The sequence below is a fragment of the Spirosoma gilvum genome (assembly GCF_054776815.1).
The window spans coordinates 42,331-57,223 of sequence record NZ_BAAHBH010000012.1 but is presented as its reverse complement, the minus strand read 5'-3'; the positions used below and the strand labels follow the sequence as shown (position 1 = coordinate 57,223).

13 protein-coding genes are annotated in these 14,893 nt (G+C 46.0%); 10 read left to right on the top strand and 3 right to left on the bottom strand.

Features of this window, described 5'->3' with window-relative positions:
- Positions 1-5 precede the first annotated feature (5 nt).
- On the bottom strand, positions 6-941 hold the full coding sequence (locus ACYVFD_RS27470; protein ID WP_461093730.1) for a hypothetical protein: 936 nt from the start codon (positions 939-941) through the stop codon (positions 6-8).
- Between the two features lie 359 nt (positions 942-1,300).
- Here ACYVFD_RS27470 and ACYVFD_RS27465 point away from each other — a divergent pair, with 359 nt between their 5' ends.
- Positions 1,301-2,119: an Fpg/Nei family DNA glycosylase gene (locus tag ACYVFD_RS27465; RefSeq protein ID WP_461093729.1), complete on the top strand. Its 819-nt coding sequence runs from the start codon at positions 1,301-1,303 to the stop codon at positions 2,117-2,119.
- Positions 2,120-2,175: 56 nt separating this feature from the next.
- On the top strand, positions 2,176-3,030 hold the full coding sequence (locus tag ACYVFD_RS27460; RefSeq protein WP_461093728.1) for a pirin family protein: 855 nt from the start codon (positions 2,176-2,178) through the stop codon (positions 3,028-3,030).
- Between the two features lie 122 nt (positions 3,031-3,152).
- Here the strand turns inward: ACYVFD_RS27460 and ACYVFD_RS27455 are convergent, their stop codons facing one another.
- Entirely contained in the window at positions 3,153-4,418 is a 1,266-nt protein-coding gene (locus ACYVFD_RS27455) for a DNA polymerase Y family protein (RefSeq protein ID WP_461093727.1), read from the bottom strand.
- Positions 4,419-4,574: 156 nt separating this feature from the next.
- On the opposite strand from ACYVFD_RS27455, the gene ACYVFD_RS27450 reads away from it, so the two are divergent.
- A complete protein-coding gene (locus ACYVFD_RS27450) occupies positions 4,575-5,252 on the top strand; it encodes a LexA family transcriptional regulator (RefSeq protein ID WP_461093726.1) in 678 nt (225 codons plus the stop codon).
- Positions 5,253-5,347: 95 nt separating this feature from the next.
- On the opposite strand, the gene ACYVFD_RS27445 is transcribed toward ACYVFD_RS27450, so the two are convergent.
- Positions 5,348-7,129, bottom strand: a complete 1,782-nt coding sequence (locus ACYVFD_RS27445; RefSeq protein ID WP_461093725.1) for an ABC transporter ATP-binding protein — start codon at positions 7,127-7,129, stop codon at positions 5,348-5,350.
- A gap of 299 nt (positions 7,130-7,428) precedes the next feature.
- Between ACYVFD_RS27445 and fusA the strand changes: the two genes are divergently transcribed.
- From fusA to ACYVFD_RS27410, 7 genes are all read left to right on the top strand, one after another.
- Positions 7,429-9,546 (top strand): elongation factor G, encoded by a 2,118-nt coding sequence (gene fusA / locus ACYVFD_RS27440; RefSeq protein ID WP_461093724.1) that lies wholly within the window; start codon positions 7,429-7,431, stop codon positions 9,544-9,546.
- Positions 9,547-9,686: 140 nt separating this feature from the next.
- Positions 9,687-9,938 carry a hypothetical protein gene (locus tag ACYVFD_RS27435; protein WP_461093723.1) on the top strand — a complete coding sequence of 84 codons (252 nt, stop codon included), beginning with the start codon at positions 9,687-9,689 and terminating at the stop codon, positions 9,936-9,938.
- Complete coding sequence (locus tag ACYVFD_RS27430; protein WP_461093722.1) at positions 9,935-10,258, top strand: type II toxin-antitoxin system RelE family toxin; 324 nt, start codon at positions 9,935-9,937, stop codon at positions 10,256-10,258. Before ACYVFD_RS27435 ends, ACYVFD_RS27430 begins: the two co-directional genes overlap by 4 nt.
- 135 nt (positions 10,259-10,393) lie before the next feature.
- Positions 10,394-10,699, top strand: a complete 306-nt coding sequence (gene rpsJ, locus ACYVFD_RS27425) for a 30S ribosomal protein S10 (protein WP_020596417.1) — start codon at positions 10,394-10,396, stop codon at positions 10,697-10,699.
- Positions 10,700-10,941: 242 nt separating this feature from the next.
- On the top strand, positions 10,942-12,987 hold the full coding sequence (gene mutL / locus ACYVFD_RS27420) for a DNA mismatch repair endonuclease MutL (RefSeq protein WP_461093721.1): 2,046 nt from the start codon (positions 10,942-10,944) through the stop codon (positions 12,985-12,987).
- 35 nt (positions 12,988-13,022) lie between these two features.
- On the top strand, positions 13,023-13,802 hold the full coding sequence (locus ACYVFD_RS27415; RefSeq protein ID WP_461093720.1) for a rhomboid family intramembrane serine protease: 780 nt from the start codon (positions 13,023-13,025) through the stop codon (positions 13,800-13,802).
- 2 nt (positions 13,803-13,804) lie between these two features.
- Complete coding sequence (locus tag ACYVFD_RS27410; RefSeq protein WP_461093719.1) at positions 13,805-14,725, top strand: rhomboid family intramembrane serine protease; 921 nt, start codon at positions 13,805-13,807, stop codon at positions 14,723-14,725.
- The last annotated feature ends 168 nt before the right edge of the window (positions 14,726-14,893 follow it).

The following is a 14,893-nucleotide window of genomic DNA, read 5'->3' as shown; positions in this document are numbered from 1 at the left end:
GCGAATTAGCGAACCGCAAATTCACCAGAACCGATACGGAATCCTTCTGAATACAACTCTACGGTGTACTTACCAGGTTTGTAAGGAATGCCACGGCTATACAACAGCTCAACATTTTGGTTGTTGTTCGTGTAATTCACGGTTTGTTTGGTTGTATAGATGGTTTCATTGCCGTCAACACTAAATGTGCCTGAGCCATTAGCCATATCCGATACAACAGCCCCATCGGGGTCAAGCACCCGAACATATACATCCTTCGCTTCTTCTCTGGTCAGCGGGTTATCCAGCAAGGTATACACTACTTTGATTTTGTCCAGCTTCTTCGCTTTATAGGAATCGTCTTCCTTCACTTTACCCTTTGCGTTAACAGCAAATACTTTTACATTCTGTGCTTTTAGCGCAGCAGCCCGAGTTACTTTGCTGGTCAGCTCCGTATTCTGGGCAACGAACGTATTCACTGAATCCCGAAGTTGCTGACGGTTTGTTTTCAGGCCTGTATTCTCTTCATCCAGCGTTTTTACATTGGTTGCCAGCGTTACGTTTTCACGTTGCAGGTTGGCAATAAGCGTATCCTTTTCCGTCAGGTAAGCCTCATACTGTTTGATTTTGGCTTCATATTTGGCAATTGAAACACGATTACCCCGTTTCAGCGAGGCTTTATCCTGTTCTAATTGCGCTTTCATCTTTTCAAGGTCCGAAACATCACCACCTAATTTTTGAACTTCGGCAATTTTTGCATCCAACGCCGTTGAGATCGAATCCAGCTTAACGCGAGTGGTCGATAATTCTTCAACGCGTTCAGAAATAGTTACTTCCTGATTTTCAGAAACTTTTTTCTGATCAAAATACAGATAACTCGATACACCAGCTAAACCTGTCATGATGATCAGGGCCGCCAGAAGAGCACCATTTGTTTTAGACTTGGGCGCATTATTTTCCATTGCAAATTTTCAGTTTAACGATTAAACATGCACAAACTTAAAAAAGCCGCTTTCGCGGTTGTGTAGAGGTTATTACATTCAATCTTTTGTTTGAATGAAAAAATTAAATTCGATTCGCTAGTAACATTACCGGAACGCCAGCCTGCGGCAACCTATTGTAACGAACAACTCGCGGAGTTAAAAAAAGGTTTAAATAATACCCACAAAACACCGCAAATTTATATAATGAATATCAAGCAGATAAGCCATTAGATAAATATTTGTTTTTCTGTATAGTAAGCATATTCGCTTAGTAGTCTAAACCTTACCATCCAAAACAACGCTGATGTACAGCGGGTTTACGATCAAAATAGAATCGAATGCCAGAGCTACCAGAGGTGGAAATCAGACGCCAATACCTCGAAACATCGTCGCTTTATCAGCCTATCAGCCACATTGAGGTGGAAGACAAAAAGCTGCTCACTACAGATTATCAGATACTTCAGGAGAGGCTGGCTGGGCGGCAATTTATCGGAACGCAGCGAGTGGGAAAGAACCTGTTTGTACGCACGGATCGCCCGGACATCATCGTGCATATGCACTTTGGGATGACGGGTGATCTGGAATATTATCATGCATCACTCAACCGCCCCCGGTTTGCCCGAATCGTATTTGAATTTACCAATGGCTTCAATTTAGGCTTCCTCTGCCCCCGAAAATTTGAGCGAGTGGGCCTAATCGATAACATAGATGATTTTCTGGCCCGAAAGAAAATTGGCTCGGATGGACTCGCTATTTCTGTTGAAGAGCTGACCAAACAGGTGCGACGTAAGAAAGCCTTCATTAAACCTGTTTTGCTTGATCAAAGCGTCGTGGCCGGTCTGGGCAACTGGATTGTCGATGAAGTCCTGTTTCAGGCGCGGATTCATCCTGAGCAACGCGCCGACACCCTCAGCGATATTCAGATTAGCCAACTGCATGATGCCATCCGGCTTGTTCTCGAAACAGCTATCCGCTACGAAGCGACCTACCGCGACTTCCCCATCGATTTTCTAATTCATGTTCGCGAGTGGGACAATTCACCGTACGATGATGTAGAAGCGCATAAATTCTGCCCTCGCTGTCGAACCCGGATCGAGCGTTCGGTGGTTGGCGGACGTACAACCTTCTTTTGTCCTCGTGAACAATTTATCCATTGAACTTACGAGCCACAAATCATGTTTATGTATTAAATGTATATACATTTAATATGACAATGCAACGAACAATTTCTGACATATTAACAGCTACACCCAATAACGTTGGGGATGGGTTCATCGGTTTGAATGCCTTTCATCCGCAGGGTTCACGGCCATTCAGTCCGTTTTTACTTCTGGATCATCATGGACCCATGCAGGTAAAACCTTCCGAACGACCAAAAGGAGTTGATCAACATCCACACCGAGGTTTCGAAACGGTGACCATTGTGTACGAAGGTGCTCTGGAACATCGCGATTCGGCTGGAAACTACGGAAAACTCTTCGCCGGTGATGTACAGTGGATGACGGCGGCTGCGGGCATTATTCACGAAGAAAAACACGAGCGTACGTTTTCGCGGCAGGGCGGTCGGCTGGATTTTGTGCAGCTATGGGTCAACTTACCAGCGAAGTATAAAATGAATCCACCAAAATATCAGGACATTGCAGCCTCGAAAATTCCAACGGTTGCCTTGCATGGCGGTGGGCAGTTGCGCATTATTGCTGGCGAATTAGCGGATATACAAGGCCCAGCCAGTACATTCAGTCCCGTTGTTGTAGCCGATCTATCGATGATACAGGGGCAAACTGAAACTTTAATGATTACCGAATCGTATGCGTTAATGGCCTATGTGTTAAGTGGTTCAGCAACGCTCAATGCCACAACCATTGATCGGGGGCAGCTTGCCCTTCTGAATCAGGATGGCGATACTATTTCGCTTTCAGCGACTGCTACGACAAAGTTGCTTATTCTGGCCGGAGAACCAATTCTGGAGCCATTAGCCGTGTATGGTCCGTTTGTGATGAACACCCGTGAAGAGATTCTGGAAGCCTTTGAAGACTTTCAGGCCGGGCGTATGGGTGTGTTACAATAGCTCAGGAATGGTCAGAAGTAGTCAAGCATTGTCAGGAATTGTCAAGTATGGTCAAAAATTGAAACAACTATTTGACCATACTTGACAACTCTTGACCACTTCTGACTATCATTGACCAACTTTTACAAATCCTTGATATTTCCGAAGCCGATAACATCCCGATATACAGGATCATCACGAAGTTCAGTAGCCCGAACAAGCTTATCGGCCCCGAACTTCGTTTTCAAGTCATAGAGCGTTTTACGAAGCTTATTTTTCCGCGTATCGGTCTCGAATAGGCTTAGGGGAACAACATCGGCGGGTATGAACCGAAAAACAACCACATTCATACTTCGTAGATGCTCATTGAGAACGGGCTCGCAGCGATGAGTAGCCTGAAACTTATCTAACCGTTCGCGGATAATTCGATATAGCTCGGGACCATCTTGCTTAGGTTCGGGGAAATGTACTTCATAGTTGTACGTTTTGCCAGAATGGTATCGACAGGAGAAGGACAAATCTTGGCAGAAAATCCCTTTACGAACCATTCGCCGTTCGAGTGTCAGGCACAGCGATTGAAGAAGTTCATCCAACCGTTCGGGAGAGCAACGCTGATCGGCAGAAATAGTACGCATAGCCGACATGCTCTTATTTTCTTCGTTTGTGTCAAAGTCGACTTCTCCGCCAAAATTCAGCCGCAAATGCCAGTGCCACCCCACAATACTCTGGCAAACCGCCCGCAAATGTTCGGGTTTTGCATAGCGTAGGTCGAGGGGAGTATGTACACCGCCTGCCTGTAATCGTTCAGCCATCCGATGGCCAATTCCCGGCAAATCTGTTAGAATTAATGACTGGAGTACATCATCAATGGTTTCAGGCGTAATAACAGTCAGACCATCAGGCTTTTGAATATCCGATGCTAGTTTTGCCAGAAACACGTTTGGGGCGATTCCGATAGAGCACCGGAGCCAATCTCCCACTTTTTCCCGAATAGCTTGTTTAATAGCTAAAGCCGTTTGCCGCATATCTTTATAAACCAACTGGTAGTTTGTCAAATCCACTACGGCTTCGTCAATACTTTTAGGCACTACATCGTCTGAAAACTGGCGAAGCACGTCGATGATCTTGACGTGGAATTCACGGTACCGATTAGGATGGGTTTCAATAGGCACTAACTCTGGACAAAGCACAATGGCTTCATCCAGCCGCATTCCAGTTTTCACTCCGAGCAATTTGGCTTCAACCGATGGGGCAATCACACAGCCGTGCCGCCCTGTGTAGACACAAACGCCCACTGGTCGACCCCGCAACCAGTAATTCACCTGTTGCTCGCATGAAGCAAAAAAGCTGTTCATGTCGACAAAAAGTACTGTTGGCAGCGTGTGTGTGCCCAATCGGTTCCGTTTCATTAATTTTTGGATAGAAAAGTGGCTTTTAGTAATCGCATACGTCTATATTTGTAGTATGTTCTTTATGATACAAGCGCAATATATTTTACTTATATTATAAAGTCCAACTATCCAGACTACAATACCCAAAAAATTGTTCAAAAAATTAGCAGTACTGTGACGATTCAGGACCGACTAAAACAGGTTTTCGACTCCTTAGGCATAACAATCTATCAGATTTCCAAGGAGTTAGGCGAAAACCCTTCTAAATTTTATAATATTCTGAACGGTCGGGCCAAACCGTCGTATGATACGATCATGAGTTTGCTGACCTGCTACCCGCAAATCAGCGCCGACTTTTTGATCCGGGGAAAATTACCCGTGCTAAACACCCCAGAGACGAATGTTCGATTAATCACCTCCGACGAGGACACTATCGAGGTTCCTTTCATCCCCGTAAAGTTTTACGCCAGTTTTGTGGAGAGCTATGCCGATGGGATCACCGGGACCGATATGGAGACATTCCGTGTCCGAAAAGCCGTCATGAAAGGCCAGAAACAGGCCGTAGTACTCGAAATTTCAGGAAATAGCATGAGTCCTCAACTGATCCATGGGGCTAAGGTACTGGCTGTTCCGGTCAGCGATAGCAACTGGGAATATCAGTCGGGTGGCGTTTATGCAGTCATGTACCGGGATTATTTCGTCGTTAAACGCATTCGCGACAACGAACTCTTAACCCGTAAGTACCTCACCCTCCACTCCGACAATCCGAACGGTGGAAACGTAACCGTTCCTTTACAGGATATTCGGGGCATCTGGAAAATTGTATCGATTGTGGAAGCCCCTGTTGAGTAAAAAAGGCAGCTAATAGTCAGGGTTGGTCAAGTATAGTCAAACAATTGATTTTCGATGTTTGACTATACTTGACCAACCCTGATCATTTCTGACGACTACTGAGTAGTCACTTCTTCCATCACCTCTTTCTGATGGGCCCACATTTCCCGAAAAATTGGGCTCCGTTGCTGTAACTCTGTAAATCGTCCTTCCTCCACAATTCGCCCTTCCTGCATAATATAGATGTAGTCGAAAAGCGGTAGCAGATGGAGCCGATGCAGAGTCGACACAACAGCTTTATCGGAAAACGTCCGCAACATTTCCTGATAAATCGCCAACTCCGTTTTCGGATCAACACTACTGGTCGGCTCATCGAGCAAAACTATGCTGCTGGCACGTGCAGCCAGTACACCCCGAGCCAATGCCAATCGCTGTCGCTGCCCTCCCGACAGATTCAAACCTTTCTCCTGAATGCTCGTCTGAAGTTCATTGGGTAATTGCTTCACGACCTCATCGAAGCGAGCCACACGGCAAGCATGCTGGACATCCTCATCCTCAAAAGGCAAGCCTAGTGTAATGTTGTAGGCAATCGTATTCTCAAAAATCTCTGGCTCCTGGGGGAACAGGGTAACCGTATTCGCAACAGCGTTCAGACTTGACCCTGACTTTCCATCTACCCATACCGACAAACCCTGTTCAGCAGGGTATAATCCTCGCAATAATGTGAGTAATGTACTCTTACCTGAGCCACTTTCGCCAATAAAGGCGATCCGTTTTCCTCGTGTCAAATTCAGTTGCAGATCGGTCAGCCGGGCGGCTTTTCGCGTGCCTGACAGGCTCTGACTATGTGAAAAATTAAGGCCCCGAATGTCAACCGTTCGCCAGCGTTCAGGCAGCGTTTCCTGCTCAGGCCGTTCATACTGGGCGTATGCTTCGCCGATACCACGAGCCGTTTGCACATCCGTATTGTACTGTACAATTTGTGTGTATTGAAACGCTACATCGTTGAACACGCTCGTAAACTGATTCACATACCCTAATAGGGTGACCAGTCCACCAATCAGAAAGACCTGTCCGGGTATATAATGCTGGTATACGTAGCCTGAAGCTACCACTATATAAATCAGAGACACCAACATACTGGCTACAAACCACTTCCATTCGTTAATGCGTACCTGACGCATAAATGGCGGAAAAATGGCGGCTACTTTCTGGGCAAAACTTTTCTCGATACGCTCTTCCAGGCGGAGCGTAATAACAGTCATGATATTCGACAGGTTATCAAACAGCGTGGAAGCCGCTTCATGCTCGCGTTCGTTAGTTTCATCCAATGCCTTGATAAACGGTCGGTCGAAGCGCAGAATCACATAGATAGTCAGCATGCCCAGTAACACCCCAATACAACCGAACAATGGGGAAAAATACAGCATGGCTCCAAATGAAAACAGAAACTTAAACTGGACATGCAGATAAATAAACCCACTTTGAAAAAATGACCGGAGCGCTTCATACGCCTTCCGAATCCGGTTGATGGTAGCTCCACTATGGTGATCTTTATGCCAGCTTACGGGCAGGTGCAGCGTCTGATGGTACAGTTCATCCAGAAAGTTACGTCCCAGGTTAAACGCCAGTCGTCGTTCGAGAACACGAGCCGGGCCGTGAAAAACCCACTCAACAATTTTCAGCGTCATAAAGCCTCCTGCGTACCAGAATGCCATTTGCAAGGCTTCCGAGCCCTTGCGCTGAAGGCTCTCGATAAACCAGCCGAAAAGAAGCGGATGAAGTGCGGCTACACTATTTGCCAGCACGAATAAGACATAAACCAGTACGTACTGACGCTTCTCGTGCCGTGCATACTGCCAGGCTGTGCGCAGCAAGGCCAGGTAAGGACTGTTCATAATTAAGTTACGGTTACTATTCCCTAACGGAATAGGTAACAAATTTCATAAAAAGACCTGAACAAATAATAGACCTACTCTATCTATTTAGCCTTTTATAGACTGTTTTGCACGTTGAAGTGTCTATTTGGCCACTAGACTATCCAACTAATAATAGCCTACTATTTCTAACAGATTACTTTGATTTCTAATTGAAATTCAGTAATTTTGCGTCCTGATTTGTAAAAGGGTTGTCCGATTTGTCGGGAAAGGCCCTTCCTTCGATTTTAGAAAAACATAACTTTCAGTATAACAAGCTAATGGCTCGCGATTTAAATTTCACGAGAAACATCGGTATCGCTGCCCACATTGATGCGGGTAAGACAACCACCACCGAGCGTATTCTGTATTATGCCGGGGTAAGTCACAAAATTGGTGAGGTACACGATGGCGCTGCTACCATGGACTGGATGGAGCAGGAACAGGAGCGGGGTATCACAATTACCTCTGCTGCTACCACTGTCGACTGGACCTACCGCGACCAAAAGTACCACATCAACATCATCGATACACCGGGTCACGTTGACTTCACTGTAGAAGTGAACCGTTCCCTGCGTGTTCTTGATGGTCTGGTGTTTCTTTTCAGCGCCGTTGACGGCGTAGAACCCCAGTCAGAAACCAACTGGCGTCTGGCTAACAACTATAACGTAGCTCGTCTGGGCTTCGTGAACAAAATGGACCGGTCGGGCGCCGACTTCCTGAATGTCTGCAAGCAGGTAAAAGAAATGCTGGGCAGCTATGCTGTTCCACTTCAATTACCAATTGGCGAAGAAGACAACTTTAAAGGAGTTGTTGACCTGGTTAACTTCCGGGGTATCGTTTGGAATGAATCCGACAAAGGCATGACCTTCCAGGTTGTTCCTATCCCGGATGATATGATCGACGAAGCTACCGAATGGCGTGAGAAACTCCTGGAAGCGGTTGCCGAATTCGATGACCATCTGATGGAAAAGTATTTCGAAGATCCAGAGTCGATCACAGAAGCTGAGATGCTGGCTGCTCTTCGGAAAGCGACTATATCCATGAAGATCGTTCCGATGCTTTGCGGTTCGTCGTTCAAAAACAAAGGGGTACAAACCATGCTCGACTACGTGATGGCACTGTTGCCTTCACCACTAGACAAAGAGAGCATCAAAGGTACCAATCCTGACACGGGCGAAGAAATTTCACGCAAGCCATCGACAACAGAGCCCTTCTCGGCGCTGGCGTTTAAGATTGCTACTGACCCTTATGTAGGTCGTCTGTGTTTCGTACGTTCGTATTCGGGTGTACTGGAGTCTGGCTCATACATCCTGAACAACCGTTCGGGTAACAAAGAGCGGATTTCGCGGATTTTCCAGATGCACGCTAATAAGCAAAACCAGATTGAACGTCTGGAAGCTGGTGACATCGGTGCCGTAGTTGGTTTCAAAGACATCAAAACCGGCGATACGTTGTCGGACGAGAAGAACCCAATCGTACTGGAATCAATGGTATTCCCAGATCCGGTTATTGGTTATGCTATCGAGCCGAAGAAAACGGCCGATCAGGACAACTTCTCGAAAGCTATCGGTAAACTGATCGAAGAAGACCCGACGTTAAAAGTTGAGTCGAACGAAGAAACCGGCCAGACTATTATCCGGGGTATGGGTGAGCTTCACCTCGAAATCATCATCGACCGTATGCGTCGGGAGTTCAAGGTTGAAGTGAACCAGGGCGCCCCACAGGTAGCTTACAAAGAAAAGCTGACCAAAAACGTTGAGCACCGTGAAGTGTATAAGAAACAAACGGGTGGTCGCGGTAAGTTTGCTGACATCGTCTTTGAACTCGGACCTCGTGATGCCGAAGAAGATGGATCGATCAAGCCAGGTCTGCAATTTGAAAATGGGATTGTAGGTGGTGTAATTCCTCGCGAATTCATCCAGCCAGTTCAAAAAGGCTTTGAAGAGTCGCTAAAGAATGGCCCGTTGGCTGGCTTTCCGCTCGAAAGCATGAAAGTTCGGTTGTTCCACGGTTCGTACCACGACGTTGACTCCGATTCGCTGTCGTTCGAAATGGCTGCTCGTCTGGGCTTCCGTGAAGCAGCTCGTCAGGCTGGTCCGAAACTGCTCGAACCAATCATGGCCGTTGAGGTGCTGACGCCAGAAGAATATACCGGTCCAATCACGGGTGACCTAAACCGTCGTCGTGGTGTGATGAAAGGAATGGACTCGAAAGCTGGATCGCAAGTGATCAAAGCCGACGTTCCTCTGTCGGAGTTGTTTGGTTACGTAACGGACCTGCGGACAATGTCGTCGGGTCGTGCTACGGCTAACCTAACCTTCTCGCACTATGAAGTTGTACCGCAGAACATCTCGGACACTGTAGTCGCTAAAGAAAAAGGTACCGTGAAGGCGTAAGTGCCCGATCAGAATAATACATTAGTTTAGCAATAGACACCTGCTGGTCAGGTGTCTATTGCTGTTTATAGGAATTGAACTTTCGGGGCGTTTTTTGTAGTTTGGCTTAACTAATCGAATCACGACAAATCGAGCAAACCATGCATGTGCAATATATTTCAGATCATAGAGGTAAAACAACTGGGGTGTTTATACCAATCAAGGAATGGGAAAAGTTGAAAAAACAATACGACTTACCACAGGAAGATGCGGATGAAGAGCCTGAATTGACGAAAGAGCAGTTATTAGCCGACGTAAAGGAAGCGCTAGAGGAAGTGAAGTTATATAAGCAAGGAAAAGTAAAATTACAGTCGGCCCGTGATTTTCTGAAAGAGCTAAACTCAGAAGAATGAATTACGAAGTTATTCTCTCTGCTCGCTTCAAACGAATTTTTAAGCGACTTTCTAAAAAGTATACTTCTTTACCAATAGAACTGGAAAAACTTATCGATTCTCTTGAAGTAAGTCCTATACAAGGTACTCCACTTGGCCAAAATTGCTATAAAATTCGGCTTGCGATTCGCAGTAAAGGAGCTGGTAAGCGTGGTGGTGCACGAATTATTACCTATGTTGTAACGTCTGACGAACAGGTCATTTTACTTACAATATATGACAAGAAAGACAAAGCTGATTTGGAGCCTGGCGATCTAGATGATTTACTAGCTGATTTATAAAGCAATCCTCACAAAATCACAACAATAACTTTTTTACTGAGTTACTTTTCCGTACCTTTGCACCCGCATTTTACCGCCCGACTGGAGTAAATGGTTCTTTCGGCGGGCGTATACCATCTAACGAACCACAATATAATGAGCCAAAAAATTCGCATTAAGCTGAAGTCGTTCGACCACATGCTGGTTGACAAGTCGGCAGAAAAAATCGTGAAAGCGGTTAAATCGACGGGGGCTGTTGTCAGCGGCCCTATCCCTCTGCCAACCAACAAAGAAATCTACACCGTACTTCGGTCGCCCCACGTTAACAAAAAGGCCCGTGAGCAATTCCAACTTTGCACCTACAAGCGGTTGGTAGACATCTACAGCAGCAGCGCTAAAACCGTTGATGCCCTGATGAAGCTCGAACTCCCTAGTGGTGTTGACGTAGAGATCAAAGTCTAACGGATTTCAGTATAAGGCTTTCTTGCCGCAAGTTCGACCCATTCGGGTTTCGGGCTTGCGGCTTTTTGTTGATTAACGTATCAGGTATTAACCGTCTAGTGACTAGCCTTATGCCAGAAAAAGCCTAAGCAAGAAACTTCACTGTCATTCACCATTTATCCGAATTTTAAGACTCATCTGCCTGTTATTTTTGTATCTTGTATGAATACAGTGAACAACAGAACAGGAAGAATTCATTCGTTATGGTAAATGTCATACAGCTACTGCCCGACTCGATTGCCAACCAGATTGCGGCTGGAGAAGTTGTACAGCGGCCCGCTTCGGTGGTTAAAGAGCTGCTCGAAAACTCGGTTGATGCCAAAGCGAAATCGGTACAGGTGATTATCCGCGAAGCCGGTCGGAATCTGATTCAGATCGTCGATGATGGGGTAGGGATGACTGAAACGGATGCCCGAATGAGTTTTGAACGTCATGCTACGTCTAAAATACGGTCGTCGGATGATCTGTTTCGGATTCGGACGATGGGTTTCCGGGGCGAAGCGCTGGCATCGATTGCAGCCGTTGCCCAGGTCGAAATGCGGACCCGCCGGGCAGAGGATGAACTGGGAACACTGGTTCGGATTGAAGGCTCGGATATAAAAGCGCAGGAGCCGATTACCTGTTTGCCCGGAACAAATCTGCTCATTAAAAATTTATTCTTCAACGTACCTGCCCGACGCAACTTCCTCAAATCAAACTCGGTGGAAATGCGTCATATCATCGACGAGTTTCAGCACGTAGCCCTGGCGAATCCGGAAGTAGGCTTCTCGTTGTTTCATAACGATCAGGAAATCTATAATCTGCCCGCTGGCAAACTGAGTCGTCGAATTGTCGATATGTTTGGTAAGAGTTATCGTGAGCAGTTAAATCATTGTGAAGAAAAAACGCCTTACGTAACCGTTCATGGGTTTATTGGTAAGCCAGAATCGGCCAAAAAGGCCCGGAATGAACAGTTCTTCTTTGTCAACAACCGATACATTAAGCACAACTACCTGCATCATGCCGTCATCGGCGCTTATGAAGGTACACTGCCCGAAGGTAGCCATCCTTTTTACGTCTTGTTTATTGAAATCGATCCCTCCCATATCGACATCAATATTCACCCGACCAAAACAGAAATTAAATTCGATGACGAACGGTCGGTATATGCCATCATGATGGCTGCGGTCCGAAAAGCTGTAGGTTTGTATAACCTGGCCCCCTCACTCGACTTTGACTCTGACGTCAATTTTCTGGCAGGGGTTACCACAAGTTTCTCAAAACCAGCAGTTAAATCTGGCAGCGACCCTATTTTACCAGTATCAAAGGCAACACCTTCGGAAACGGGGTATCCTAAGCCGATTAATCCGTCGTGGGCATCAGGTACTAGCCAACCAGTAAAAGAGCGAATTTCACTACGAAACGATGCATTGGATAAGGCCGCCGGAAGCAGTTTCCCAATGCCTTCCAAAGCAACAGCCCCCCCATCGGTCAACAATTGGCAAACGTTACAAGACGGAGTAGCAGACCCTGACAAACCGACTCCTCCCTCCGATCCATCGGGCGACTGGTTAGGTCCTGTACGTCCTACCAACTCCCCTACTGAGCAACCTACCTCCGAAAGCGAACCAATTACCCTTGGGAGTCGGGCTAACCAGTTACAGGTTAGTCTAAAATCATCGGAGCAGGACAATCCTGTGTTGGTCGAAGATGAAAACATCGTTCAACTGCAAAACCGTTACCTTTTAGCACCCATCAAGTCAGGAGTAATGCTAATTGATCAACGTAGAGCTTATGAGCGAATTCTTTATGACCAGTTTCATACCGCGCTAACCAAACAAAACGGATCTTCGCAGCAGTTGTTATTTCCAAAGACAATTTCGCTGACTCCGGTTGATTTTCAACTAGCGCTTGATCTAAGGCAGGACCTTATAAATCTTGGTTTCGAATTTGATGAACTAGGCGCTAACACGTTTGTGATTCGGGGAATTCCGGCGTTGACGATGGGTGAGAATGAAGAAGAGCTATTCGCTAATTTACTGGCTCAGCTTCGGGTCGATACGGGTCGGTTGAAGTTAGATAAAGTAGAATCGATGGCGAGGTCACTGGCCCGGCGGTCGGCGATGCACCGCGCAACGCGCCTAAGTGCAACCGAATGCCGTGCTTTGGTAAACCAATTATTCGCGTCAACGAACCCAAGTTATACGCCTACAGGCGAACCAATAATGGTTGTCCTTACGTTGGATAAAATTGCTGGCCTCTTGCGCTGATTATTAAGTTAATCAGCATAAATTAGTTGATATAAATGTTTAATCTTACTCCGGTAGTTCGTGCCCTGTTGATATTAAATGTATTGGTCTTTCTAGTGACGAATAATGCTATAATTGAGCAATTTGGCCTTCATTCGTTTCTGTCGGATCGATTCAACCCAATTCAGTTGCTGACACATATGTTTTTACATAGTGGCTTTGGACATATTTTCAGCAACATGCTTTGGTTATTTTTTTTCGGGCCGATGCTGGAGCATTTTTGGGGACCACGCCGATTTACATTCTTTTACTTTTTTTGCGGTCTGGGTTCGGCGTTGTTGTTTTCGGCAGTAAACTATTTTGAGATGCATGACGTATATATGTCAGTTCAGGCATATCAGGCAGCTCCAAGGTTTGATAATTTTTCGGCTTTTATTGATCAGCATGCCGTTTCGTATTATGATCAACTGGAGCCGTTTATTGAGAAATTTAAAAGCTTACCTAACGACAGTAAACTTCTACAGATGAGCGTTTCATACGTGAATCAGATTTTTACAAGTCAGGTTGACGAGCCCATGGTAGGGGCATCAGGTGCAGTTTTTGGCGTATTGATGGGTGTCGGTTTATTATTTCCAAACACTCAGCTTTTTTTATTGTTTCCACCTATACCGGTCAAAGTAAAGTACATCGTTATATTTTCCGGAGCGATGGAGCTATATTCAGGTATCTATCAGTCGCAGGCCGACAACGTTGCTCACTTTGCCCACATTGGCGGCATGCTGTTTGCATTTATTCTGGTAAAATACTGGGGGTCCCAGCGAAAAACGTTTTATTAGTGATGAGCGGGTTGTTCGACGATTTTCGAAGCGAATTCAATAAGCCCAACAATACGTTGGTGCAATTGATCTTGATTAACACGGTTGTGTTTCTGGTACTCTTGTTGTCCAGAATTGGCCTACAGGTTGCCGAACACGGGGCCGTCTATGACTTTATACGGGATCAACTCACGATGCCCGGCCAGGTTGGTGCGTTTCTGCACAAGCCCTGGACACTGTTCACCTACTTCTTTACCCATGAGGATATTTTTCATATTCTCTACAACATGCTCTTTTTATACTGGTTCGGCCGGTTGATTGACGAATACCTGGGCAATCGACGGTTGATCGGTTTGTATATCATGGGGGGACTGGCGGGCGGATTGCTTTTTCTGGCTATGTTCAACCTGGTCCCTTATTTTCAGATACGCGCGGGTTTACCGCTACTGGGTGCCTCGGCGGCAGCTTTTTCTGTAGCCGTAGGTGCTGCTACTTTACTGCCTAACTATACATTTCATCTGCTATTTTTCGGCCCCGTTCGAATCAAATACATCGTTTTCTTCTTCATAGTGTTGTCCATAGCTCAGTCAGCAGGTGAAAATGCGGGTGGAAATCTGGCTCATTTGGGCGGAGCAATGATGGGCTTTGTCTATGTAAAACTGTTGCAAAACGGCACGGACCTGGGTCGCCCTATTTATTGGGTAGCCGATGGCTGGAGTAATCTGTTCAAGCCCAAACCAGCCGTTAAGGTATCGTACCGGCAACGCAGCAGCACTAGCGCACAGACGAGTGCATACATGTCATCGGGTAGCACCGCATCGACCATGTCAGCACCCGACCAGGATGAAGTCGATACGATTCTGGATAAGATTTCCCGGTCGGGCTATGAAAGTTTAACCCGGGAAGAGAAACAAAAGCTCTTCCGGGCCAGCCAGCGGAATTAGTCATTATTGATTCTTTTTGGGAAACCTGTTTATTCACAATCCCTTCTATAAAAAATATAAGCCTCTGCTGTCTTCGTATATATACAGAGATACAGAGGCTTAGATTTTTTATAGTTGGCGAAAAATGTATTAGCTTCGTTGTCAGAATGCAAATGGCAAACCACCGAC

Excerpts from the sequence above, each read along its gene's own strand:
- ACYVFD_RS27470 (WP_461093730.1), bottom strand. The coding sequence starts at position 941 with ATGGAAAATAATGCGCCCAAGTCTAAAACAAATGGTGCTCTTCTGGCG.
- ACYVFD_RS27465 (WP_461093729.1), top strand. The coding sequence starts at position 1,301 with ATGCCAGAGCTACCAGAGGTGGAAATCAGACGCCAATACCTCGAAACA.
- ACYVFD_RS27460 (WP_461093728.1), top strand. The coding sequence starts at position 2,176 with ATGCAACGAACAATTTCTGACATATTAACAGCTACACCCAATAACGTT.
- ACYVFD_RS27455 (WP_461093727.1), bottom strand. The coding sequence starts at position 4,418 with ATGAAACGGAACCGATTGGGCACACACACGCTGCCAACAGTACTTTTT.
- ACYVFD_RS27445 (WP_461093725.1), bottom strand. The coding sequence starts at position 7,129 with ATGAACAGTCCTTACCTGGCCTTGCTGCGCACAGCCTGGCAGTATGCA.
- fusA (WP_461093724.1), top strand. The coding sequence starts at position 7,429 with ATGGCTCGCGATTTAAATTTCACGAGAAACATCGGTATCGCTGCCCAC.
- ACYVFD_RS27435 (WP_461093723.1), top strand. The coding sequence starts at position 9,687 with ATGCATGTGCAATATATTTCAGATCATAGAGGTAAAACAACTGGGGTG.
- ACYVFD_RS27430 (WP_461093722.1), top strand. The coding sequence starts at position 9,935 with ATGAATTACGAAGTTATTCTCTCTGCTCGCTTCAAACGAATTTTTAAG.
- rpsJ (WP_020596417.1), top strand. The coding sequence starts at position 10,394 with ATGAGCCAAAAAATTCGCATTAAGCTGAAGTCGTTCGACCACATGCTG.
- mutL (WP_461093721.1), top strand. The coding sequence starts at position 10,942 with ATGGTAAATGTCATACAGCTACTGCCCGACTCGATTGCCAACCAGATT.
- ACYVFD_RS27415 (WP_461093720.1), top strand. The coding sequence starts at position 13,023 with ATGTTTAATCTTACTCCGGTAGTTCGTGCCCTGTTGATATTAAATGTA.
- ACYVFD_RS27410 (WP_461093719.1), top strand. The coding sequence starts at position 13,805 with ATGAGCGGGTTGTTCGACGATTTTCGAAGCGAATTCAATAAGCCCAAC.